The organism is uncultured Tateyamaria sp. (assembly GCF_947496075.1).
Classification (GTDB): domain Bacteria; phylum Pseudomonadota; class Alphaproteobacteria; order Rhodobacterales; family Rhodobacteraceae; genus Tateyamaria.
Genome location: NZ_CANMBJ010000004.1, coordinates 228,304 through 252,801, shown reverse-complemented (window position 1 = coordinate 252,801; position 24,498 = coordinate 228,304). Strand labels below are relative to the sequence as shown.

General features: G+C 57.6%; 19 protein-coding genes. 5 read left to right on the top strand and 14 right to left on the bottom strand.

What is annotated here, in order from left to right; genetic code table 11:
• Nucleotides 1-35 precede the first annotated feature (35 nt).
• Nucleotides 36-623 carry a sugar transferase gene (locus Q1A51_RS13700; RefSeq protein WP_299671379.1) on the bottom strand — a complete coding sequence of 196 codons (588 nt, stop codon included), beginning with the start codon at nucleotides 621-623 and terminating at the stop codon, nucleotides 36-38.
• Between the two features lie 741 nt (nucleotides 624-1,364).
• Here Q1A51_RS13700 and Q1A51_RS13695 point away from each other — a divergent pair.
• The gene (locus tag Q1A51_RS13695) at nucleotides 1,365-2,468 is read left to right on the top strand and encodes a glycosyltransferase (protein ID WP_299599915.1); all 1,104 of its coding nucleotides are present in this window, start codon (nucleotides 1,365-1,367) and stop codon (nucleotides 2,466-2,468) included.
• Between the two features lie 17 nt (nucleotides 2,469-2,485).
• On the opposite strand, the gene Q1A51_RS13690 is transcribed toward Q1A51_RS13695, so the two are convergent.
• The 7 genes from Q1A51_RS13690 to Q1A51_RS13660 form a co-directional block, all read right to left on the bottom strand.
• A complete protein-coding gene (locus Q1A51_RS13690; RefSeq protein ID WP_299599914.1) occupies nucleotides 2,486-3,832 on the bottom strand; it encodes a polysaccharide biosynthesis/export family protein in 1,347 nt (448 codons plus the stop codon).
• Between the two features lie 49 nt (nucleotides 3,833-3,881).
• A complete protein-coding gene (locus tag Q1A51_RS13685) occupies nucleotides 3,882-6,071 on the bottom strand; it encodes a Wzz/FepE/Etk N-terminal domain-containing protein (RefSeq protein ID WP_299599913.1) in 2,190 nt (729 codons plus the stop codon).
• Nucleotides 6,072-6,159: 88 nt separating this feature from the next.
• Nucleotides 6,160-7,440: an O-antigen ligase gene (locus Q1A51_RS13680; RefSeq protein ID WP_299599912.1), complete on the bottom strand. Its 1,281-nt coding sequence runs from the start codon at nucleotides 7,438-7,440 to the stop codon at nucleotides 6,160-6,162.
• Nucleotides 7,441-7,486: 46 nt separating this feature from the next.
• Nucleotides 7,487-8,275 carry a family 16 glycosylhydrolase gene (locus Q1A51_RS13675; protein ID WP_299599911.1) on the bottom strand — a complete coding sequence of 263 codons (789 nt, stop codon included), beginning with the start codon at nucleotides 8,273-8,275 and terminating at the stop codon, nucleotides 7,487-7,489.
• A 183-nt stretch (nucleotides 8,276-8,458) separates the two neighbouring features.
• Nucleotides 8,459-9,391 carry a sulfotransferase gene (locus Q1A51_RS13670; protein ID WP_299599910.1) on the bottom strand — a complete coding sequence of 311 codons (933 nt, stop codon included), beginning with the start codon at nucleotides 9,389-9,391 and terminating at the stop codon, nucleotides 8,459-8,461.
• Nucleotides 9,392-9,692: 301 nt separating this feature from the next.
• The gene (locus tag Q1A51_RS13665; RefSeq protein ID WP_299599909.1) at nucleotides 9,693-11,456 is read right to left on the bottom strand and encodes a glycoside hydrolase family 9 protein; all 1,764 of its coding nucleotides are present in this window, start codon (nucleotides 11,454-11,456) and stop codon (nucleotides 9,693-9,695) included.
• A 407-nt stretch (nucleotides 11,457-11,863) separates the two neighbouring features.
• Nucleotides 11,864-12,403 carry a hypothetical protein gene (locus tag Q1A51_RS13660; RefSeq protein WP_299599908.1) on the bottom strand — a complete coding sequence of 180 codons (540 nt, stop codon included), beginning with the start codon at nucleotides 12,401-12,403 and terminating at the stop codon, nucleotides 11,864-11,866.
• 582 nt (nucleotides 12,404-12,985) lie between these two features.
• On the opposite strand from Q1A51_RS13660, the gene Q1A51_RS13655 reads away from it, so the two are divergent.
• Nucleotides 12,986-13,867, top strand: a complete 882-nt coding sequence (locus Q1A51_RS13655) for a hypothetical protein (RefSeq protein ID WP_299599907.1) — start codon at nucleotides 12,986-12,988, stop codon at nucleotides 13,865-13,867.
• Nucleotides 13,868-14,301: 434 nt separating this feature from the next.
• Here the strand turns inward: Q1A51_RS13655 and Q1A51_RS13650 are convergent, their stop codons facing one another.
• The 4 genes from Q1A51_RS13650 to egtB all read right to left on the bottom strand — a co-directional run bounded on the left by Q1A51_RS13650 (nucleotide 14,302) and on the right by egtB (nucleotide 19,015).
• Nucleotides 14,302-15,456, bottom strand: a complete 1,155-nt coding sequence (locus tag Q1A51_RS13650; protein WP_299599906.1) for a site-specific integrase — start codon at nucleotides 15,454-15,456, stop codon at nucleotides 14,302-14,304.
• A gap of 232 nt (nucleotides 15,457-15,688) precedes the next feature.
• Nucleotides 15,689-16,495: a phytanoyl-CoA dioxygenase family protein gene (locus tag Q1A51_RS13645; protein WP_299599905.1), complete on the bottom strand. Its 807-nt coding sequence runs from the start codon at nucleotides 16,493-16,495 to the stop codon at nucleotides 15,689-15,691.
• A gap of 295 nt (nucleotides 16,496-16,790) precedes the next feature.
• Entirely contained in the window at nucleotides 16,791-17,753 is a 963-nt protein-coding gene (gene egtD, locus Q1A51_RS13640) for an L-histidine N(alpha)-methyltransferase (RefSeq protein WP_299599904.1), read from the bottom strand.
• On the bottom strand, nucleotides 17,753-19,015 hold the full coding sequence (egtB, locus tag Q1A51_RS13635) for an ergothioneine biosynthesis protein EgtB (RefSeq protein WP_299599903.1): 1,263 nt from the start codon (nucleotides 19,013-19,015) through the stop codon (nucleotides 17,753-17,755). Before egtB ends, egtD begins: the two co-directional genes overlap by 1 nt.
• Before the next feature lie 186 nt (nucleotides 19,016-19,201).
• Between egtB and Q1A51_RS13630 the strand changes: the two genes are divergently transcribed.
• Nucleotides 19,202-20,071 carry a LysR family transcriptional regulator gene (locus Q1A51_RS13630; RefSeq protein WP_299599902.1) on the top strand — a complete coding sequence of 290 codons (870 nt, stop codon included), beginning with the start codon at nucleotides 19,202-19,204 and terminating at the stop codon, nucleotides 20,069-20,071.
• 3 nt (nucleotides 20,072-20,074) lie between these two features.
• Here the strand turns inward: Q1A51_RS13630 and Q1A51_RS13625 are convergent, their stop codons facing one another.
• Together Q1A51_RS13625 and Q1A51_RS13620 are read right to left on the bottom strand one after the other, a co-directional pair.
• Nucleotides 20,075-21,043, bottom strand: a complete 969-nt coding sequence (locus Q1A51_RS13625; protein WP_299599901.1) for a DUF5666 domain-containing protein — start codon at nucleotides 21,041-21,043, stop codon at nucleotides 20,075-20,077.
• A complete protein-coding gene (locus Q1A51_RS13620) occupies nucleotides 21,040-21,855 on the bottom strand; it encodes a DUF6502 family protein (protein WP_299599900.1) in 816 nt (271 codons plus the stop codon). Before Q1A51_RS13620 ends, Q1A51_RS13625 begins: the two co-directional genes overlap by 4 nt.
• A gap of 176 nt (nucleotides 21,856-22,031) precedes the next feature.
• Here Q1A51_RS13620 and Q1A51_RS13615 point away from each other — a divergent pair, with 176 nt between their 5' ends.
• A complete protein-coding gene (locus Q1A51_RS13615) occupies nucleotides 22,032-22,520 on the top strand; it encodes a fasciclin domain-containing protein (protein ID WP_299784396.1) in 489 nt (162 codons plus the stop codon).
• Between the two features lie 27 nt (nucleotides 22,521-22,547).
• On the top strand, nucleotides 22,548-24,479 hold the full coding sequence (locus tag Q1A51_RS13610) for a fasciclin domain-containing protein (RefSeq protein WP_299599899.1): 1,932 nt from the start codon (nucleotides 22,548-22,550) through the stop codon (nucleotides 24,477-24,479).
• Nucleotides 24,480-24,498: the final 19 nt, after the last annotated feature.

Below are 24,498 nucleotides of genomic sequence, written 5' to 3'. Positions count from 1 at the left end.
CCGGTCCGGCAAACTCGCGTGACCGGATTTTTCGATCATGAAGTCTCGCTTGAACGCATCGCCGCAGGTAGGGTCTTGGCAAGGATCGCCATATCAGATGCATTGCTGAAACGCTCGACATACAATCGATCATAAGCCACACGGCGCCTGTAAGTGGTGCTGTTGCGTCCACTTACTTGCCAAAGGCCCGTGATGCCGGGACGGGAGCGCAGATAGAAGCGTCGTGATTTTCCGTACAAACGTAGTTCGTCTGCCGGGACCGGCCGTGGACCAACGAGGCTCATATCCCCGCGCAGGACATTAAAAAGCTGTGGAAGTTCATCAAGGCTGAGTTTCCGCAGCACGTGGCCGGTTGCGGTGACCCGCGGATCGTCTTGTAGTTTTCTGGTCTCTTCCCACTCACAACGTACATCTGGATACCGCTGGAAATGCCTCTCCAGAACGTCATCGCCGTTGATGACCATCGTTCGAAACTTCAGACAGTTAAAAGGTCGATTGCCATATCCGACACGCCGATGGCGATAGAGAACCGGCCCCGATGACGAGGCATAGACCAACAGCATCAGCCCGAGGAGTAGTGGGGACAGCACAACCAGCATGGTGAGTGCAACTGTGACATCCATACCCCTCTTTATCGTTCCTCCGAGGGGCGTATCTCTGTTCCGGAAACCAGCCCACGCTGCGGTAGTTGCACCTCCAGCAGACGGGACGCGATGTTCAGGGTGGCCAGGTTCTACTTCGATCGATTTCATCATCTAGCATCCTTGTTTCTGGTCATCTCCGCGGTACGCCACCAAAACAAAATCGGATGAGGGGCCACTACCTTTTCCCCTCAACGTGTCCGCCGGTATATGCTGTTTTGCACAAACTGAGATTCAGACTGCTCGTCCCGACAATCCATGGGATTCGCGCAAAAAGCGTACGACAATTGCTGCGGTTGCAGTATGTCGGTTGTTGGTACAGGCGAGGCACCGCCGACGTTAACCTGCGCTTTCGCATGGTTTTCGCACATTCGGGCCATGTGCTCGGGCATCTGTTGCTTTTCAATCGATCACACTGCACGACACATCAGCACATTGAGAACCTGGGAACGCTCCTGATCGGGCCTTGTGACCGTATTTGTGATGGCGACCAAGCTCATCCGCACATTGTAGAATCAGTTGGCTGTCGGATGTGAAAAATGCCTTGAAAACAGCGCCATATGTGATTTTTTCAGCGGTACGCCTGTCTCCGAGGGGCTCTTGCGCCAGGATCAGGACGTTCGGTTGTCCAAGACCCGGCAGCACACTACGAGATGTTGTATGCCGTCCTAATCCACACGTACCGATATCTCCTGGCCCCGCCACCCAATCATGGATGTTCCGATGCACACTGCAGGTACAAAGACTGATCGCCCTCTACGCATTCTCTTTGGCAGCGCCCATCCGCATTTGCCCCAAATGTACGGCGGCGCACAGTCCAGTACGCATGAGCTTGTCAAACGGCTGCGGGCGAAAGGTCACGATGCGGCGGTGCTGGCTGGACTAACCGGAACAGGTTGGTTGGGTGTGCGGGGTCGCGTTCTCCTGAAGCTGACACGCGATGGCTATGTGCGCGACGACAGCCTTGGTTACCCGGTTTTTCGTGCTTGGTTTGCAGACAGGGTCGCGCGACGGGTTGTCCGGGACTTCGGTGCGGATGCGGTCATCTTCCAGTCGCGGCTTCCCGTGCCGATGGCACAGGCCATCGACCGCGAGAAAACCCGCACTTTCATCTATCTCCGTAATGTCGAAAAGGAAGACCTTGGCGGCTCTCTGCGCGGTCTGGCAAATCTTGGGTTCATCGCCAATTCCCGATTTACCGCGGAGCGCTTTGCCGAAACCGACGGTGTGCATGCCGACGTTATCTATCCAATGATCGAGGCCGAGAAGTATAGGGTGAACTCGACCCGCCAGAATGTGACGTTCATCAATCCGCATCCCTACAAAGGTGTCGACATTGCTCTCGGTGTTGCTGCGGCCTGTCCTGAAATCCCCTTTGTCTTCGTGCGCGGCTGGCAACTTCCGCCGGATCAGGAAAAAAGCCTGACCGCTGCTCTGGCCAAGCTACCGAACGTCATATTGCGACCGTCGACGAATGACATGCGCACTGTGTACGGCGAGGCTCGGATCGTTCTGGCACCCAGCCAGTGGCAGGAAGCTTTTGGTCGCATAGCCGCCGAGGCGCAGGTCAGTGGGATACCGGTGCTGGCTTCTAGGACCGGCGGTCTGCCTGAAGCGGTGGGGCCGGGCGGCATTATTCTGGACAAAGATGCGCCGATCGAAACATGGGCTGACCAGCTTCGGCATCTTTGGCACGACACCAGTGCCTACGATCGCGCATCGAAAGCTGCCCGCGATCATGCCGCACGTCCCGAAATGGTGCCCGGCTGGCAAATCAATCAGCTGGTCGACATTCTTCGAGCGCCGGTGCCGGAACCTCAGCACTGACCAGCCCTCCGGGGCGTTCAGGACGGCGGAAGGCCTTTCTTGACGCTTTCGGCTTGGTCCAGTGCGGTTTTTGGATCAGCAGATGGGGCCGCCTCGACGCTCGGTGATGAGGTTGCCGGTTCAGAGAGCCTGCGCACAGGAATCGCGTCGTTTGGACTCGGTACGTCCAGCACGACCTCCAATACGTCACCGCCTTGGATGAAATCGCCGCGTCCAACAGGGAACGTTATCGGCCCCTCCGCCCCCTGCCGGGTAATCTGCAACTGCGGCGCAACGAGTGCGGAAAGCTGCACAAGTCCCGTGCCCGTTCGAGTGGCGTCAGCGAACAGCGCAGCGTCAGTTTCCATGCGAAGCCTGAGTTCTCCGATGGCCCCACGCTGATCCTGTAGTCCCTGTACCAATTCGCGACTGCGTTCGTTAACCAGATCAAGGCGGTCGCGGCGCGCTTCGTTGAGGCGCTGCTCAGCATTCAGTCGGGCGGTTTCCACTTCGAGCAACCGCACCTGCTGATCCGTCACTTGGCGCTGAAGCGCGCTCTGGCGTGAGGTGGTCGATAAACCGCGTTCGACAAGACTTGCAGCGTCCCGAAGCTCGCCTTCCAGCAAGCCAAGTTGCTTTTCACGCAACTCTGCCTGTGCGTTCAGTCGAGCGATGCGTTCCCGCAGCAAAACGTCTAGATCGTCGATCTGCGCAAGGCTTGAACTAAAGGCCGATTGCCGCGCCGCCATAATTCTCCGCTCCTCCGCGATCAACTCAGCACCCAGCGATGAGGCCGTAAGCTCTTCGGGCGGGGTCATCTCCATCTCGGCTTCCTCGGCTTGCAGACGGGAGAGTGTCGCCAGCCGCCGCAACAGTTCAAGCTCGCGAACCCTGTAGTTGCCTAGCGCATTCAACGCACTGCTTTCACCTTGCACGAAAGAGGTTCCCGGGCCGTCGATGCCTCCGGCCAGGCTGAGCGCCTGCAGAACGGTCAACTGCGGTGCATGGGGGTAGACACCTGGCGCGCGCACATCGCCCAGCACGTAAATGGGGGCAAATTCCGCAATGTTAACCACGACCTCAACATTGCCGCGCAGACCGATACCCACCTGGAGCTGATCAGAGATCTGCATCGCCAGATCATCGGGTGTCGTACCGGCCACTGTCAAAGTGCCTACAATGGGAAGCGTCACGGTTCCGCTTGTACTGATTGGATAGGTCCCACCGACTGCAGGCCAGTCACTATAGGTCTCCTGAACCGGATCCCAGCGCCCGATCCGGATATCAATGACCTGTTGCGGTGCCAATTTCTGGCTCTCGACAGCCTCGGTCCCGGTCTGTGCACGCGACTGCAACGGCACAATGAGAGAAAGAGCTGTGATCATGAGGGTCGCAGCCACCGCCCGCAACTTGGTGCGCCAGGAAACCCGCACCTCACGCATTGATCTCAAGCTCCTCATAGCTGCCCGAGCTCATGTATTTCCGCGCGACCGTAAGTTCGGCATCCTCCAGCACGGTAGTGGACAGCGCATCGCGAAATCTCGGATGATCCGCCAGTGCGTCGGTGACGAAATCCGGCGACACCTTGCCCCAAGGTATCCGCAGCAACGTCGTATCGTAGGCCCAGGCATGAGGATCTGACCGATATGCGTCCGCAATGGGACTCAGTGCAAGGAGGACCACATCGAACTCCTCGCGCAGACGGCGGGCGATCAGGCTGAAATCGCCGCCCGAAACATCAATGCCATCTACCACGCTACGAAGTGCCACAACCTCAAGACCTGTCTCGGCATGCGTCGCCGGCGATATCTGTGCCTCGTCTTCAAAGATCAGCAATACGCGCCGCGCTCCACTGCGCGACAGATGCGCTGCAAGTTCGGCGGGCATAGCGCTTGGCTTTTCAAGCCCGGGCAGCAATGGCGCTATTGCCACAAGGCGCCCCTGGTTCTGTAGCACGGTGCTATCGCAGGCTTGGGCCAGCCGTTCCAACGTACGTTTGCGGGCATTCAGTGCGCCTGTATCCTTGAGGCTGCGGCGCCGGGGCAACAGCCCGGCACAACGCAGCCCGGCATTTCGGCGCAGTTCCGAAACCGTGCGGGCAGGCTTGGGCGAAATTTCCCGCAATGTCCCGATCAGGACTCCGATCAAACCACCCAGAAAAATGCCTGCAGCCAGCATCATTTTCTTTCTCGGGCTCGAGGCATCGCGTGGGATTTCCGCGGGCGAAATCACCTTGATCGAAGCGATCGGGAAGCCCTGTTGCTGAATGGTAACTTCGAGACGCTGGAGGTAGTCGCGATAAACCTGTGCGTGGGTTTCCGCAATGGCTTCAAGCTGTTGCAACTGACCGCGCAGGGCAAGTGCCGACTGCGACCCGCCCGTGGTCAATTCAAGATCGGTCCGCAGGGATTTTTCCCGGCTGCGCGCGATATTGTAAGTGACACGTGCGGCTTCCGTTGCCTGCTCAAGTTGCACCTTAAGAGCGTCGCGCAGCAATTGCATCCGCTCGTTGATGTCCTGTGCCTGTGGGTGCTCACTGCCAAACTGAGTCACCAGTCGGCTATACCGCAAACGCGCATCAAGGTACTCGCTCCGAAGTGCTTCACTCGATGGCTCCAGCTGTCCATTCAGGCCAGGTACAGTGACAATCTCCTCCCCCTGTTTGGACCTCGCGAGAAGCGACTCCATGCTTTCAAGCTGTGCCTGCGCTTCGGCAGCGCTGGCCGAAGCGCTCACAAGCGCGCTGGCCAACTCCGATTGTTGCTGCTCTGTCAGCAAATCGCCGCGCACCTGAACCAAGTCGTTGGCCGCGCGAAATTCCTGCACAGCGGCGGCTGCTTCAATGCTTCGCTGTTCCAGAACATCCAACCGATCACGGAGCCACTCCTCGGCTTCGGCGGCAATTGCAGTCGATGTCGATAACTGAAAGCTTTCGTAAGCAATGCCATAACCACGTGCGATCATCGCGGCGCGGCGTGGCTCGAAATCGGAAAAACCGATCTGGATGACAAGACTGCGTCCCGCACGGGATACTGACAGGCGGTCCCGCAGTATCCGCACAGCCCGGTCGCGGTCAGTGACGGCAAGGTTGAAATCCAGCCCGCCTTCCTCAGCTGTCCCTCCATCGGCAGAAACCGAGCTTGACGGTGCGGGTGGTTCAGGTGTCAGCAGGTCCGCGAGGGTACCTGTCGCCTTTGAGACGAGCCCAAGCACCCGTTCGGTTATGCCGACTGGTGGCGACAGAAAATCCTCGTCCTTATCAAGTTCAAGCAGATCGACTACGTTCAGCGCCAAAACTCGGGAGCGAATGATCTCTATCTCGCTCTGTACGGCGGTGTTCGATCTGACGGCATTGGGAAGTGGCGAAACCTGGTTCAGCAGTTCCCCGCGCTCTTCGTCAAGAAGGACAGTCTCTACGGCAGTGTAGCGTGGCAGCGTACCCAGGATCATGAGGACTGCGACAATGGCGCCCGCCGTCGCCCACAATATCGTTAACCGGGCTTGTCGGCGAACGGCCCGCGTGATCGCACCCAGATCCAGACTGGGCTCCTCGCGGTCGCGGCTGAAGCTCCGCGCCGCTTCCCTTCTCCATGTGATATCACGTTCTTTCACGGGATGCGTCATCGCAGGTTCTCCAAAACCACTGGCTGTGCACGACTAAGGCAGGCAGTCGTGCAGGACTTTGTCGGAGCTTTTCGATATAGCTTCATGTTCATAGCACCACACTGCGCTGGGAAACGAAGTGCACCTCTGTGACCGACGGGAAAGCCCGTCGACGAACAGGCTGCGGGCGATCAAGAAGCCGCATCAGAATGAAGCTGACAAGGAAGGTGCCCACTGTGTGAGGTGTTACGAAATCAACCTCCGCCACAGAGCGGACCAGAAAGAGCACCGAGAGACCGAAAATCAACAATAGGGAGGCCGTGTTTTCGGGCCGCAAAGCTGCGCGCAACGGCAGTACGAACAGCAATATGCACATTCCCACAACAAGAGCGAGACCCACCAAGCCAACGCCCACATATGTCTCGATCAGCGCGTTGTGGAAATGAAACCCCGTGCGCGCGGTGATGTAGAACTCTTGCCAAAGCATTTCTGCTTCAGGTCGCCCGTGGGTCCAGAACGCGTTGTAGCCAAGGCCAAAAAGCGGTTGCTGCCCACCGATTTCAAGGGCCTGGTTCCACAGGTAAGTGCGCCCGGTCAGGCTTGTGTCTCGGCCGAACGCCGATAACACCGCATCAAATCCGCCAAGCAATAGACCGGCAAGGCCAGTTCCGAGACCGCCGATCACAATGATGAACACGGCAGCGCGACGCAAGCGGGGCGGCAAGAGCACGACACCTCCGATCAGAGCAATCGCACCAAAAGCAGCCATCGCCGACAGCAAGGATGTCGCAGAATCCGACATCCAGAGCATTGCGAATCCAAGCCCGGCACTGAGAAGAGCAACAAGCTGAACACTGCTTATGCTCTGAAAGATCCAGATCAGCGAGAGCGAGAAGAGAATTGTGAGCGTCGCGAAATAGCCCAGCTGGTTCTTTGACGAAAACGCGCCGCGAAACGCGAAATCACCGTCGATATAGTCGTATGAATAACCACCTTGCATGATCGAATAGATCAGCACCAGCATACAACCAATCATGCTGCCTAGCGCCAGGTTCCCAAGCGACACGATCCGCGCCGCAATCAAGCCCGCACCGAAGGTGATGGTGTATTGGATTGCGGCGCGCAAGGTGGCCCCGGCCGCGTCACTCCAGAGTGTTGAAAGCCCGAAAAAGAACGGCATGATTATCAGCAGCATGACTGGCCTGGGCTGGGCGAGCAGGATTCTCGGTGCGATCAGGAAAGGCAGTGCCCAGCAGCCATAGAACGCGAGGATCGAGATCGCACCGAAATTCACCGAATAGGCAAAAACGAGCATGGACAGCGCGACCGCTGGCACCGCGAAAAGTGTGTTCTCGGCTGGATTCACAAGGCGCGCCTGAGAGATCATCATGCACTTGGTGCTCCAATGCGCCAAAGCCAGGTGAGACAGGGTCCGCTCACAGCGATGCGTCCACGTCGGGATTGCACAGCACTGACTCATCGAAAGCACAGCCGCTGCCCAGCTCAGTGAACCCCATCCAGTCCACTTGCAATGTCTGCGGGGCAGACGCCGGATCGAACCGTCCCATCCAGTCGATCAGAGTGTCAGTGGACCATAGGCTAAGATAAATTTTCTGCGGTTCGTCCGGTAAGACACCGCCGCTCTGATCGCGGATCAGGGAGCCGTCGATAAACCAGCGAATACGGTCCGGTTCCCAGATAAAAGAGTATGTACGATACCCGTCGTCCTCCGATGTGCGATGCACCTCCTCGTTGGTGCTGCTCTCGGCCGTGTGGAAGTTCGTTTGCAGGGCGGGCTGGCGGGGCGCGATGAACTCGAAATCAATCTCATTATGCGGGCGCTCCTGCGGCGCACCGATAAAGGTAAAAAGATTGGCGTTCATCCCCTCTGCGTATGGAACCTTCATCCGTGCCTCGTAGGTGCCATATCCAAACCGATCGCGGGTCTGGATTTCGGCACAGCTCAGATCCCGGTCTTCCTTGGGATCCGCAGTCAGCGACAACAACAGCTTGCCGTTTTCAATGGCAACTCGATCCCGGTGCCATAGACAGCTCTGGTGGTCTCCATTGGCCCAGCCGCTGGAAATGAACCACCGGCTCTTTGCCAAGGTATCGAATGGCTCGAAGAAGGAAGTGTCCTCTTGCGCCGACCCGGCAAAGGGCATCAGCAGACAAACGGCAAGAGCAGCTTTTGACAGGAAAACCTGCCCTAGACGTCGACGCATTGCTCGCATTTTTCCACATCCATAAAAGCGCAGGGATCGCAAGGAAGTGCCAAAAAAATACCGTCCAGCGGTGGCACGAACAAACACGAACCCCGGACATACGCGACAGCTTGCCGACCTGAACACGATTTGGCCGCCTGTTGCCGCCAAGGGGCATTTGTTGCCCAGGTTTTAGGCATTCCCTTATTCCGTGAACCCCTGCCAGTACTGGCTCAAATCCTTGCCAAGAAGATCAGAGAGCCCCGCATTGCGGTCTGAAAGATGCTGACACAGATATGCGCGTGTTTTCGCTCGCATGTCTGAAGGCGGGTGATCTTGGGTAAGCACTCGTTCTGAAACAAAGCGAAACCAGCGCCGATATGCCTTGTGCCCGATACGCGATGACAACGGCACGTGCCGTTTGAAGTGCCGCGCATACCGATACCGGACCAGTAGCCTGCCCACATGGTTGAGACGCTGCAACGTCTCCGCTTTTGCCGGGTATCTTGTCCTGTTGTGCCAGGTCTCAACTGACTCCACCGACATGGGGGACAGGCCCAGAAATGTAGTCAAACCGTCAAGTGTGGCCTGTTGATCGGCTTTGAATTCCTCGAACAGAACGACATGGACACGCTTCTCCCCAAGAGCTGCGTAAAAGTTTCGCAAGCGTGGCGCATAGGTCGATCCCATAACGATGGACATCTCGCTGCTCAGGGCGGCTTCGAAGGAGTCGCAGGTGCGCCCGCTGCGCAGCAGGTGCCAATACTGCGAGAACGCCCGCTTGACCGGATCACGCAGCATGAAGATCACCTTCACCTTGTCATCGGCCGCTTTGATACGGAACGGGGCCACGTCGGACATAAGGTAGGTCGTGGTATCCTCGCCGATCAGCGCATCCTGCGGCGCGTCGGCAAAGCGGCTCTCATACATCTTTCGCATGGCCGGATCCCTTGGATGGCGCCATGATAAATCGTCCCCGTCAATGCCGAGGAAATCGCCATGGGCGACCGGATCGTCGGCATCGAAGAAATAGATCTCGTTTCTTGCGACCCAGGCGTCCGGATGCTGGTCCAGGATCTGATGAAGCGATGTGGTCCCGCACTTCGGTGCGCCTGCGATGATAAAGTCTGGCGTCATGAAAACTTCCTCGCCCAGCGGATGTTGCAATAGGTTGTTTTCACTGGTCCATGCACCAAACATAGGTGCAACCCCAACGATATCAGGTCGGCAGCAGACCGCCGGACAGGCCGCGCATATGCTAAGATTTCAGCCATTTCTGTAGTGAGAGACTGAAAACAGATTTGCGACCCTGTCCGCCCCAGCATGTTCCATGCTCACAGGTCGGCGGGCGCATCCGCAAAAGCGAACAGGGATCGTAAGTCACGTCTGGTCAGGCCAGTGTGATGACAAATCCTTGATCCGGGTATCTTGAACGGCGTCACATCCAGATGTCGTAGACCTGGCTCTCATAGACGCCTGCCAATGCACCCGAAAAACCAGCGTTGTAGTCCGTTGCAACTTCGTTTTCGACGTAGTTGGTGCGCACATCGTCATAGTCGCCATTCCGGGCCGGGCCGCCGACCAACGCCCCATGGAGGATGTAGGCGTTCGGCGCGGGGTCATCCACATGCGTTGTGCCTGATGCACCGCGATGGTGCGGATTCAGCGGAAAGTCTTCGCCGAAGCCGACAACAAAACTCTGCCCATCCGGATTGTCGCCCATCATGAAATCCAGTTGATCGGAGGCGAAATCCAGCAAATCCTCGACACGATCCGCATTGCCCTCGGGATCGACCTCAGCCATGTGCTTCGCGTGCACTGTGGCCAGAAGCGATGTATTAGCCGCATAGCGGTTTGAGCCCCACTGATCGATCCAGGCCAAGCCATCATTGGTATCCGTCCCGGGCGTGGTCGCGATGTCGTTCATCCAGTAGTCCAGATGTCGGTCCAGATCATCAATATAGCGCGCATCCCCAGTTTGCTGCGCCAGCAAGAGCGTGGTGCCGTTGCTCATATTGTCCCAGCCATAGGCAAAGTGGGTGTTCGGCTCCACGTAGTAGTCTATGGATTTCTGCAGATAGGCCTCATCCCCGGTCGCCTGATACAGCCAGTTCGCAGACCATGACAGTTCGTCCTCATAGCCGCTCCAAGAATAGTAGAACTGCGCGGCATCGGTTACGGTGTCCGTGTATCTTCCCAAATACGTCTCGGAGAATTCGAACAACTGTACGGCATTTTCGAGCAACTCATCGGCGTAGGCCGTGTCGCCTTGCGCGCGGAAGAACATGGACGCAGAGGCCATCGCGGCGGCCGTTTGGGCGGTGACCTCTGTTCCGGGGTTTTCAGCATCAAGAGAATAGACGGGACGGTCCATCAACATGTCCTCTGGGGCGCCCCAGAAGGCGTGGTCGTCGTTGCCGTCGCCCACCTGTGCGTGGAACACGTCGTCCGACAGATCCGCCGTGCCTTTGTCGTCATAGGCATTCAGGAAATAGTCGTTGAGCTGCCGCAAATGGTCACTGAGCGCGTCATAGGCGCCCGTGTCTTTGTATCCGTCCTCAAACTCGAGCCCACCCCAGGCAAGGGTTGTGGCTGTGCCCGCCATTGGCAAGCCGAACTTCACGTGATCGCCCGCATCAAACATGCCGCCCGACAAATCGCGCCCGACTTCCGCTCCGTCATCAAGCGTTGAATCCCAACGCCATGAAATAGGGTGATCGTCCGGCAATTCGCCCGCATAGTTGGCGTAGTAAAACTGCATGGACTTGTTCAGAACGGCGTCGTAGTCGGCTGCACCAAAGGGCGCACCGTCGTTTCCACCGACTGGAAGTGTGACGCCGTCATCATCCGTTGTCGGTATCTGGCCCGCGGGCTCGGCGTCTTCAGGCACCCTGACCGTGCTGCCATCTTCCAAATTCGCATCAAAAACCAGGCTTCCCAGTTCTAAGGGTTCTCCGCCCACGGCCGAAAAGCCGAAAGTGATTGATTCACCGGGGGCGATATCGGTCGTCCAGCCCTTGGCCTCAAAGTTGGCCATATTGCCATGAATAGTCAGATCACCACCCCATGCACCACGGATCGAATACCCAGTGGTGTCAAAATCCAAAGACCAGTCTTCTATGATCTGGTCGGTTGTGTTGGTGATTGTGATCTTACCCAGGAACCCGCCTTGCCAGCGATCGCCAACCTCGAAACTGATCATTGGGGACCTCCGCCTGATTCTGTTGCTGCAACTTCACTCTGGTCGTCGCCGTCCGCGCCTGGCATGTGGCCGTGCACCATTTTGGTGTAATGCGCTGCCATACAAATCTCCCCTATAGGTTGTATCACCAGTTGGCTTGTGTATGTCTTCAACGTTGGTGCTTAGCGACCATTAATTCCGCTCCTGACGCGGCTGCGCAAAAAGCCGCTGCTATGATTGATCATTCCCACCCAAGTGGCTCAGTTTTTGGGCAGAATGTCAGGTCGGTGCCCGGATCGGCGCGATCCGATACCAAACGGCCCACGACCCAGTCTGGCAAACTGTCCATGGTGCGTCGGCCTTATGCCTGTTCTGGGCGTGTGCTCACTCCAACTGTTGTGCGTCTCGAGAGGTTGGGGACATCAAGACTAGACACGGCGGAAGATAAGCAAAGCCCAGACAATCGTTACCGACGCGGTGAACTCGACAGCTTCCTCCAGCAGAGAGACTTTGCGAGACGGCACAAGGTCCAAAAGAACGCCACAGGCCAAAAGACCTAAATGAAGCAAGAGGGCGAAATGGAAGTCATCTTGCAGGAAGCGCCGGATGGGATCGCGTGCCTTGTAGATCACGGCCAGAAAACCAATGAAAGCAAGCAGCAGGCAAAGCGCGACGACAAACGATGTCGCATCGCCTTTCAGCATCATCCTCAGCAGGATGATGGCAATATCATGCCCGCCATCAAACTGCCCGCCACCCTCCATTGGCGGCATCTCGAAATCAAAAAAGCGTGCCCCAAAACTCACTTCACTCAAAAACAGAAGAAGCGAGAACAACGAGACCCCGAGAAGCATCCGCACATCGCGTTTGAACGCCATGTCCCGGGTTGCCAAGGTCCAGAAAGCAAGCAGACTGGCGAATAGGAAAAGGGCCGCCGAGGCAGATTCGACCAAGCTATCTTCGCGCATGATCGAGGGACGGACCAACGCTGCGAAGAAAAGCAGACAAACGATTGCAGTTATTGAAAGCAGCAACACAAGGGACTGCGGGACGTGCTTGGCTCGCGCGACCATCTCCCCTCGCCATAACGTCACATAACTGTTTCGTTGGTGTGCTTTCATCACATTACTCGAAGTGAATGCACTGTTGGAATTAGAGGCATGTGCGCGTGCGCGGAAGGTGCGGGCGCTTTTGTATGTGTGTTTGGGCGGTTAACCGCGCTCAATTTTCTTGTCTTGCGGTCTTTTGCTCATCTGCCAGGTTTGCAGCGGGCTGGAAGCTCGACACTTGGTCACCGACGCTGGCATGAGCCTTCCCAAACTGAATTGGTCCTCCGCCATGATTAGGAAACGGGGGACCAAGAATGGCGAACAAGCGACCAAAGCCCCAAGAGACTGTCTCGAAGTTACATCGAGCAACAATAGACTGTCATCCTTCACGCGGTGCGGCGTGAGAAGGCGTTTGCGTGTTTTAACGATGACTCACGTTAGGAGATGCCTTCGCTAACTTCGGGCCATTGCAAGGCCAGCTCAACAACGTCGCTCCATCTCATGGGGTCAGTCCCGATACTCGTCTTGGGTCGATATCCACCAGACCATGCCATTTCCGTCGGCTATGCCGCCGCGACAATCACCATCACCGGAACGACGCAGTTCTTGCACGACACTCCCACCGGCGGATATGATACCGAGCTGATCGCCACCTTCGACGCCTATGCTCGCGTTCTGGCCTGGGCGCTACTCCCGGCACTGGTGTTCGCGGCGCTCAAAAACGTCCTGAACGCTGTCAGCCGTACCGGAGCCATCACATTGCTGTCGGTAGGCATCGTGCTGGGGAACATCGTGGGCAGCATCGTGCTAGTCCACGGGATCGGATCCAGGGACGGTTTGGGTGTGGCCGGCGCGGCCTGGGCCACTGTCGGCGTAAACACCATCGCGGCGGCAGTCCTTTTGGTCCGTGTTGTTCGCGCGGGCCTCGTACGCTTCGATGCGGTCCGTATGCGCGCAGTGCCGCGAACCGCGCGTGAGATCGTCCGCCTTGGCTGGGCCGCAGGTGCCCAACAGGCATTGGAAAGCGTCCTCCTGGGCGTTGTCCTCTATATGTTCGGCCTCCATTCGATGATCTGGCTGGCAGCGGGGACAGTCGTCTTCGCAGTGATGGAGCTGAACTACGCGGCTGCCGGTGCCGTGGGTGAAGTCCTGTCGGCTCGGCTAGCCGCCGTTGGTACGTTAGGTGGTGACGTGCGCCGTCTGCTGCGCCTCGGGGCTGGGCTGGCCGCGGTGGCCGCCGCAGTCCTCAGGCTGACGGCAGCAGTATTCGCGGACGCGACCGTCACGCTGTTCTCTGGGGCAAAGACCACGCCCAAAGCGCGCGAGCTGATGCTTGCCCTGCTCCCTTGGACCGCGCCATTCTTCGTGTTCGACGCTTGGTAGATCGTGTTCGTCTGCGCCCTGCGCGGGCTTCGCCGAACGGTTCTGCCGATGGTGCTCAGCACGACGTGCTATTGGGCCGTGGGGTTGGACGGCGGGATCGCTCTGGCCGAGTCGATGGGTCTTGGGGCCTCCGGCATCTGGGTTGGATTCTGTTCCGGACTAACCTGCGCTGCAGGCCTCCTTGGAATTATGGCAATCCGCACGACGGGGTGATGTGTGTGGGTGGCGGTCCGGAGCCCTGCTGCAGAGATACTATCGAATGGGCACATCCAAAGGCGGACAATCAACTCGAAACATGGAACGGCAGCTCTGTCCTGCGAACTGTGGGTCGGCTTGCGCAAGGTTTCGCACCTGCGGCGAAAGTCCGGTCTGACGGGTCGCGCTGCAGCATCCGACACCCAAAACGGACGGCAGCTTTGGGCCGAACGCCAACTTCAAGATATCTTCGCCGCCATGACATCTGCCGCCGCGCGCAGCGGATCATCTGCCAAATGCGCGTAGCGCTGAGTTGTTGAGGGGTTGGTGTGGCCAAGTAGCCGCCCCACAATCGCAAGGCTCATGCCGCTCGATACCAAATGAGACGCATGGGTGTGGCGGTTGTCGTGAATGCGGTAGTCCTGCAATTCGGCCGCCTTCGTCACCGCGCGCCAAAAGGCCTTGAGGTCCCTGATCGGCCCCTCGACCCGGGCGCTGGGGAAGACGTGGTCCGACTTCTCCCGCCGCACCTTCGCCAATTGGTCTATTAGGGCGACAGAGGCCGAGGATAACGGCAAGTGTTCCGTGCGCTTCTGTTTGGTATGGTGCGACGGTTTGATCCAAACGCTGCGGTCCAAATCAAAGTCGTCCCATCGAGCCGATAGCACTTCCCCAATCCTGGCCCCGGTTAGCAACTGCAGACGGATGGCGTTGGCTGCGACCTGATTAGGATGACTTTGCAGCGCAGAAAGCAGACGCTTCAACTCTCCATCCGACAGCCACCTTTGGCGCTTCTGTTCCTGAAATTTCTCGATGCCCAGCGCGGGATTGTCCATGCGCATGTCCCATGGGATCGCGAGAGAAAACATTTTGGACAGAAGCGCCAACGTTCGATTGGCTTCGTAGGGTGTTCTTTGCAGGCTGTTGTGGAGGCGCTGGAGGTCAGCCGATCTGACCTCGAAGACCTTAAGCTTGCCGATCTGCGGCAGAACGTGACGTAGCAACATTGACCTGTCATTGCGCACGCTGCCCGGGCGCTTTTTCGGGATGGCATGCTCTTCCAGATACCTGTCCGCCAGGTCTGCGATGGTCGGCGCCTTCCGCTGCGCCCTCAGTTCCACCACTGGGTCGGCGCCGCGCAGGACTTCAGCCAGCAATGACTTTGCGGTCTCCCGGGCTTGATGCACGGTCATCAGGGGCCCATGACGACCAATCGTTTTGCGTCGGGAGCGGCCGGTCGTGCGGTTGCGGTATTGGACCACGAAAGACTTGGTGCCGTTGGGCTTTATGCGAAGGCCAAACCCCGGAAGCGCCTCATCCCAGAAGATGACGTCTGACGGCCCGTCGTTGGCAAGTCGCTCAATGGAAGATTTTGTGAGCTTGGCGGAGGGCATTTCGTAACGTGAGGCAACCAAAAGGTAAGCAAAGGGTAAGCAAGGTGTAATGTAACCCAGTGGACTAGCGTGAAGCAAGCAGAAAGAGGGTGGTGGAATTTCTCATATTTTATTGATAAAAGCATCGCTTCGTAGATGAATGGAGAAATACTGAGAAGTCGTCACCTTAAGACTTCTAATCAGCAGGTTGAGGGTTCGAGTCCTTCAGGGATCGCCACTCTTCACAGCGCTGTCATGCGATCTCACGATCAAGCAGGACTGGAAACCAGTCTTCGCGCAAACGTTCGCCATCCTTCATGTTATGGCCTGGGAAGGGAGGGGAGGTTGGTCCCGGGCGCGACACGTAACGCGCGTCATCTCCAACGAGGCGCAGAGAGAAGGCGCGCCTGCGATTAGCGGTTTGATTCCCCCGCGCACCATGCAGCGTCATGAAGTTGAAGGCGACAGCATCACCAGGCTCCATCTGCCATTCGCGTACGTCCATACCCTCGACATCGGGATCTGGCACAGGCTGATATGCGTCTTCATCCGGGTAGAAGCTTGTTTCGGCCAACCAACGGGTCGGCAGTACTGGTTTTTTCCAACGCTGTGATCCAACAACGCACCGCAGCGACGCGTCCTCAACAGGATCGAGCGGTGACCAGAAACTGACGGTCTGCCGTCCTTCTACGAAGTAGTACGGCCCGTCCTGATGCCACGGAGTTGGCTTCGAGGTTCCCGGCTCTTTTACCAGAACATGGTCGTGAAACATCTGGACACGGGACGAGCCCATGAGGTTGGCGGCAACTGCTGCAACGTCTGACGCATGGATCACTTCCTTGAACTCCGGGATGCGGGTCCAGTTACAATAGTCGTCAAAGAACCGGCCTTCTTCGCCCTTCTTCAGGTTTTCCGCTGCATAGGGTCCGGGCTCCTCCATATTGCGTGCCACGCCTGCGCGCAGTGTTTCGACGAAAGGGGCAAACAGCCCACGGATCAGAACAACACCGTCTCGCTGGTACGCGGTGATATCGGAGTGTGTTAGCAGTGGGTGCGTCATTGCGGTTTCCCGTGTCTTTGGCGAAGGTCTCCATCTCTTGTACGATACAAAAGCCTTGGCGGATATTGCCGTGACCCATCAATCTCCCTTGGCCTTCACCACGCGGTGCCTGCCAGTGCCAGCCCACGACAGCCATAGGGCTTTCCTTGGTCGCCGATAAATCTTGCCAGCCGCAGCATGGCGTAACTTCAGTTCACAATCGACGGAACAACTGAGCGCGGTTACCCACCTTTATGAGATCGAGGTGGATAACCGCTGCAAGTGATATTGCAAACCGTCTGCGTGCTTGCATCCGTCACGTGCGAGGCGTGAGAACGACCACCGAGAACCTGTCCGCCGCATCCGCGTAACGCACAGCAACGTCCCATCCGGCACTTAGCGCAAGAGCACGCAGGCTGTCGGGTGTGTATTTACGGGCCGCGCTGACATGGATCGCTTCCTCTGCTTCAAATGCGACGGTCATTCCAGCGAGTGTAACGTTCTGATCGCGGGACGAGACAAGATGCATGTCGATCCGTGCCAAGGCCGGATCCCAGCTGGCTCGGTACTTGAATGCTTGGGTGTCGAAGTTTGCACCCGCTTCTCGGTTCAGTCGCACGAGGATGTTTCCGATGAACTTGGCGGTGATGCCTTGGGCATCATCATACGCTGCTACAAGATCACTGGTATTTTTGACCATATCCATGCCGATTATGAATGCGGTGACCCCCTCCCACGCACGGACACCTGTCAGTAGAGCCTGTGCACGGTCAGGCGTGAGGTTGCCAATCGTCGACCCGGGGAAAAAGCCAACTTTGGGAATGCCTGCCAGGTCGTCAGGCAATGTGACCGGGGCCGAGAAGTCAGCAACCACCGGTGCAATGCTCAAGGCTGGATAGCGGTTTTGAAGATCATTCGCTGTCTCCATCAGGAAATCCCGCGAGATATCGACAGGCACATAGCTGCCGAAATGCGACCCGACATCCAGCAATGTTCGGGTTTTGACCGACGCGCCCGATCCCAGTTCAACGAGTGCACCATTGTGCGGGACGAGACCAGCCAGCGCCGCAGCGTTGTCGCGGAGAATACCCGCCTCGGTTCGTGTGGGATAATACTCGGGCAGCTGCGTGATCTGTTCAAACAGCGCACTGCCATGATGGTCGTACAACCATTTTGGGCTCAGTGATTTTTGCGGTGCTGTCAGGCCTGCAATCGCATCTGTGATCAATGCATCGGTTTCTGTTGAATCACGTGCCGTAAGTTGGAGTGTGCCGTCCATTACGATACATCCCGTGCCAGGCGCAGGCCCAACATTTGCCAGCGTTGATGAGGGTAGAAGAATGTGCGGTATGTTGGCCGCATCTGCTCGCGCGGTGTCGCGCAAGACCCACCGCGCAGCACGCGCTGGTTCACCATGAACTTGCCGTTGTATTCGCCAAGCGCCCCCTCGGGTGGTCGGAAGCCCGGATATGGGCTGAAGTCCGACGCAGTCCATTCCCAAACATCACCCCAGACGCCTGGACCTGGTAGGGGCCGCAATGCTCCGGTCGCGCCTGCGTCGCCCATCAGATTACCTTGGATGGGAGTGTCGCGAAACGCGATCTCGTGTTCAGCCTCCGTTGGCAGGCGTGCGCCAGCCCATCGTGCAAAGGCTTCGGCTTCGTAGTAGCTGACATGTACAACCGGGGCATCGAGGGCCACCGGTTGCGGACCGCGCAAGGTGAAGGTCCACCATTCATCGTCTTGTTGCCACCAGTACAGGGGGTGTGACCACTCCTCCCGCTGGGCGACGGTATGTCCCTCCATCAACCAGTGCCGGGTGTCATCATAGCCATCGTCTTCCATGAATGTGATCCAGTCCCGGTTGGTGACGGGGCGATCGGCGATGTCGAACGGGGCAACATAGGTTTTGTGGCGCGGCCCCTCACAATCATATGCAAAGCCGATCCCATCATGCCCCATCTCAACAAGGCCGCCATCATATCGGGTAAAGGTGAGCGGTACTTCGGATGTGACGGGAAGTGGTTCGGGGTCTTTGTAGACCGGCAGAAGTGGATTGAAGCTCAGCCCGTGCAGCAAGTCCGTGACCAGCAACTCCTGATGTTGCATCTCGTGGTGGCAGCCCAGCTCGACCAGAGCGGCAATATCATCGGCATCATCACGGGAGGCTGCCAACAGGTCTTCCAAACTGTCTTCGACATGTGCGCGGTATGCCTGGACTTCCTGAACGCCGGGGCGCGATACCAACCCCCGCCGGTCACGCGCATGACGTGGTCCGGCCTGCGTGTAATACGAGTTGAACAGAAACGCGAAGCGATCATCCGGGGATGTGTAGCCCGGCATCCTTGGTTTCAGAATGAACTCTTCAAAGAACCAAGTGGTGTGGGCGAGGTGCCATTTCGCTGGTGAAGCGTCTTCCATGCTTTGCAGCATCATGTCTTCGGCCGTTAACGGAGCCGCCAGTGCATCCGTGCGCGCGCGCGTGCGTGAGAACAGTTCCGTTACCTTGTTTGGTGCCAGAGAAGGGGAGAGTGTGGTCATGACTGCGATGTTCCTTGGGTGGCGAAGGGTACGTTCATCTCATCTGTTTGTCTGAGCCCATGTTGTCAGGAATTGGCGACAGAACCACAGGCCACACAGGAAAGTGTAGTGCGTTGATTTTCCGTGCGATGCAGCGAATAGTTCAGCATGGCGGATCGGCAACGATCCGCTTGGATGGAGGTCGCGATGAATTGGGATCATATGCGCATCTTGCTGGCACTTCATCGGGCTGGCAGCCTGCGTGGTGCTGCAAGCGCGCTGAAAGTCAATCATGCCACGGTCGCAAGGGCACTGGAGGGGGCGGAGTATAGTCTTGGTACCCGCTTGTTTGATCGATCTGCACGCGGTTTGGCCTTGACCCAACCCGGTGAGTTATTGCTTCCGCATGCCCAGGAAATGGAGCAGCGGATGCTGGAAGTGCAGCGCCGCCTGACTGGTTTGGACAGTGTTCCCAGCGGCATTGTGCGGGTCAGTTTGCCGCCCTCGTTTGGTCACGGCTTTTTTGTGTCGATACTGGTAGAGTTCACAGAACTCTTTCCGGATATTCGCATTGATGCGGTGGCAACCAACAAGATTTCGGACCTGTCGCGACAGGAGGCAGACGTCTCAATCCGCGCGGCCAGGCAGATCGATGATGACCTGGTGGGGCGCAGGATGGTCGACTACGTCAATGCTGCGTTTGCTACGCCTGACTACATCTCCGCCCATCCTAATTTGGTATCTTCGCTTGGAGAGGGTGCGCACTGGATCGGTTGGGGGGCTGACGATATGTGGATTGCACAAACTCCACTGCCAAAGGCGACGCCGCGCCACAAGTTGCCAGAAGTCTTTATGCAGACCGAGGCCGCGGCAGCGGGCCTCGGTATGGCATGGGTGCCCGCTTTTCTTGGTGACACGCATCCGGATTTGGTGCGTGTTCCAGGCGTGCCGGTTGGTCCGGGGCGAAGTATCTGGGTGCTGATGCATGGGGATCTTCGCAACAGCGCGCGTGTCCGCGCATTTGTTGATTTCATTGCAGAGTGGATCGCCGCCCGAAGGTCGATGTTTACCGCCTAGCGGTCAGCGCGTCGTGATTGTTCGTGCGCGATCACCCGAAAGCGATGCGGCGCTGCTTTTGCCATCGGCTGGGCGCAACAGTGATGCCCTCTGGCCTTGTGCCTCGGGCACAAGAACGGCGCGGCGTGCAACAAATCGGCCAGTGTAAGGGCCAAAGTACACTGCTCGGTTGTCAGCGAAGCTGGCCAATTGAAGGCGTTGGTCAAAACTGTGGCCCAAGCCAGCCAAACGGAAGCCGGGAGCATTTGAAACCGGCTCAAGATACCCCTCTACCGACAGCTGTCGCAAGGTGTTGCCACCTTCCCGGAAACGTCCAAACCGCAGCGAGTTGACCTGAAGGGTCCCGTGGGTAAATTGCCCCTTGGCAACCACGAACTGCCCGGCAATCAAGCTTTGCCCGCGAGGTGGAGCAATCGGCGTTTGGCCAATACTCCACCCCTCGGCCGCTGATCCTTCAAGGACGCCTGAGACACTATCTTCCTGGCTGGACGTGCGTTGCATCAGGCTTGTTTGTACCGATCCATCGGCTTGCCAAATCCCACTCACAGTGACCCGCTCGCCGACCTGTGCATTGACACTGTCAGCACCGTGCAAAGTTGTGCTGTTGACCGAAAAACCGGATCCGTGGCGCAACAGCACCCCGGTCAGCGGATCATCGATGTCGATGCGTTTCGCTTCGAACCGGCCGAGACGTGCGTGGGCCAGCATTGTAAGGGTGCGACCGGGTACGAGCAGAGTGTCGTTGGTTCGTGCATTTGCGGAAAAAATACGAGTCGCGGATGTCACCTCGACCCGCAGGCCGTTCACAAGCACACTGCCGGTGCCTGTCATCAAACCAACAATCCCGGTGCCGCCGATGCCTCCCTCAAAAGGATCGTCGCCGAGTTGCGACGTTGAGATGGCTGGAGAGCAAGCGGTCAGTGCGGTGCCGCCCAAAAGCCCAAGCGTGTTCCGTCTGGTCAAGCGCGTCACGTGTCTTGGGCCTTCTCTTCTGTTTGCGCGTCTGCAGCGTCTTCTCGATAGAAGTAAATGCCCAGTCGGTAGCGTTGTCGAGGGCCATCATGTCCTTTGCTGGCATGGTGAAAACCACTCGACTGCTTGTTCAAGTCTTCAAGAAGGGCCTGAGCCTGCTGGCGCGCTGCCGTTTCAATCGCGTCCACCGCGTCTGGTGGAAGCTGGTTGTAGAATACGGCGCGTTCGAAGAACGGAGGGGTGTCGGCAAGCAGGTTTTCTGTTGCCGCTGCCAAATGGTCGCCCACATTCGCAGCAAAGAACGCTTCCTTGTCCGGCGCGTTACCAGTTCCGACGACGGCTTCTGCTTTAAGGTGTAGCAAGCCATCACTGGTTTCGGTCACCAAGCCTGCAAATTGCAGTTCATCCAATACAGTTCGTGGTCGCACATCTCGGCTGACGGATCGCACAAGCGTTTCAAAGTTCACGGCGTCATCTGACTGTCGCGGCAATGGTATTGGTGCGCCATTTTTGTCGGTAAAATCAGGTGCGGACATCCATTGCCCAATCACCGTCGCAAGAAGCGCACTGTTGCGGCGAGTCTGGCCGGTCGTATCGGTGTATTCAGCTTTGATGGTCCGGATGTCTTTGCGGTGCACGCCTGTCAAAAGGGCGATCCGGCTGTCGGTCAAAGGTTTGTCATCCAGACGGAATGACTCTTCTGCAACCTCGACATAGACCCGTTTCAGCAAGCTGTAGATTGCTGGGGCCGTCAAACCGCGTGCAATCATTGTGCGCACCAGTGGTCGCAGTAACCCCCTGAGAACACGCATAAATGCGTCGGATGCGTTGGTTTGCTCGCTTCTTGCCATATTTCGACAATATCGCGCGTGGAAAATTTTTCCACGTAAAACCTTGAAATGTGATGGGCCTGCGTCATGTCGCCATGCGTGGGAAATATTCCCACTTAGTATCCGGCCCCGCGCCATACCTTTGAGGAGACACACCTATGAAACGCCGTTCCTTTATGAAAATGACCGCCGTCGGCGCGGCCCTTGCCACTCTTGGTGCATGTGCCGAGATGAATACCCAGCCCGATATCGTCGATACAGCCGTCGCCGCTGGATCGTTTAACACGCTGGTTGCTGCAGTGCAGGCCGCCGATCTGGTCGATACACTAAAGAGCCCTGGCCCGTTCACTGTTTTCGCGCCCACGGATGAAGCGTTTGCTGCTCTGCCTGCAGGCACCGTTGAAAACCTGTTGAAGCCTGAGAATAAAGACCAGCTTGTCAGCATCCTGACCTATCATGTTGTGCCGGGACAAACCCTGTCGTCCGACCTTGCCGGTCAACGTTTGAGCGTCGCAACCGTAAATGGTGCCAACGTCCACATCGATGGCCGCAACGGCGTGAAGGTTGAAAAGTCCAACGTGATCCAGGCAGACATTCTGGCTTCGAACGGTGTGATCCACGTCATCGACCGCGTGCTCATCCCCTGATTTTTTAAACCGGAAGGACTGTGACAAATGTCAATCAACATGTTCACTTTTACCGGTTTTGCGGAAAGCGACCTGACCCAGGGCAACCTGGGTCACGGTACGGTTTTCACACAGCCGGCTGTTGCAACACTTGAATTTGCCGTCTCGGACAATGATCCGTTCCTAAGCGGTGATTTCCTGGATTTCTCCTTGGATCGCCACGGGCAGAACGCAGCGATCACATCGGCTGGCGAAGACATCGGCAATGGCGGTCGACTTTATGCCGAGCGGATGTTCCATCTACAGGATGCTGACGGAAACCAATACGCTTTGGTCGAACTGGAACAAGAGCATAACGGCACGGATTTCTTCACTTATCGCGGGCCGGTGCCACCGGCGGGGACTGAACTGACAGTGGTAGGCGGTGTAAACGTCGGCCATGTACGGTACGAGGATCTTGGCGCAGGGGACACCACGCAGAACATCGTTGCGATTGCTGCGGGGTCTGACGATTTCAACATCCTTGTTCAGGCATTGACCGCCGCGAACCTTGTAGAAACCGTACAGAACTTGGACGACATCACGGTGTTTGCACCGACGGACGCGGCCTTTGTCCAATTGGCGGTTGATCTGGGATTTGACGGTGACACGTCGGACGAAAATGCCGTCTTTGGTGCAATTGCAGAGGCATTGGCCGGGCTGGCACCAGATGGGGACCCAATCCCGCTTCTCACAGATGTACTGCTCTATCACGTAGCAGCGGGTGCCAGGTCAGCTGAGGACATCGCGGCGGCCGGGGCCGTCGATACGCTTCTGTCCGGCGCGTCTTTTGCTGCTGACGGCAGTGAATTGATCGATGCCGAGCCGGACATCGAAAACCCCAACATCGTTGTGCCCGATATTGCCGCCACCAATGGCACGATCCAGGCTATTGACCGTGTGCTCTTGCCCATCGACATTCCGGGGAACACGCCGGAACCTCAGCCAGCGCCAACTCTGGCCGGGCTTGTTGCGGCGAGTGGCGGGGTGTTTGACGCAGACAGCACAGACTTTGATATCCTGTTGAATGCGGTACAGGCAGCAGGCCTTGCCGGAGCGCTGGATGATCCAGAGGCGGATCTCACGGTCTTTGCCCCCAATGACGCGGCCTTTGTTGGGTTGGCGCAAACCTTGGGCTTTGATGGATCGGACGAAGGTGGCGCCTTTGCCTACATCGTGGATGCGCTGACGTTGTTGAGCGCGGGCGCTGATCCAATCCCGCTTTTGACGGACATCCTGCTTTATCATGTCTCGCCAGGGGCGCAGGATGCAGAAGCCGTGCTGGGCGCGTCTACGTTGGATACGCTTCTGGGGGCAACGCTTGGGGTCGACGGCACGCAATTGGTCGACAACGACCCCGATGTGGCCGATCCAAACATCATCGAGGTCAACCTTGAAGCTTCAAACGGCATCGCGCACGTGATTGATGGCGTGTTGCTTCCTGTTGATGTGCTACCGGACAACGGGCCAGGGCGTGTCGATTTCATCATCGACGGTGATGGCCGATCCTTCAGTTTCACCGGCGCGAATGACGACTTTGTCTTTGGCCGAGGTGGGAATGATCTGATCGCACTTGGTCGCGGCGACGATGTTGGTCTGGGTGGTGATGGCCATGACGGATTGCGAGGTGGTCGCGGCAACGACACCCTGGACGGTGGCGCCGGACATGACCGCTTGATCGGCGGCGCGGATGACGATGTTCTGACAGGTGGCGCGGGCGAAGACGTCTTTGTGTTCGGCCGTCACAATGGCGATGACATCATCACCGACTTTACCCAGGACGAAGACACAATCGTGCTGCGCGGTTTCCGCGACCATTGGGACATCATGGACTTCGTACAAGACGGTGAAACCGGCGCGGTCGTGAGCTTTGGGCGAACCACCATCACGCTGGAAGGGGTGAGCGCCGATCTGTTGTCGACGGACGATTTCCTGCTCTAGGCACCGGAACCGTCAAAAC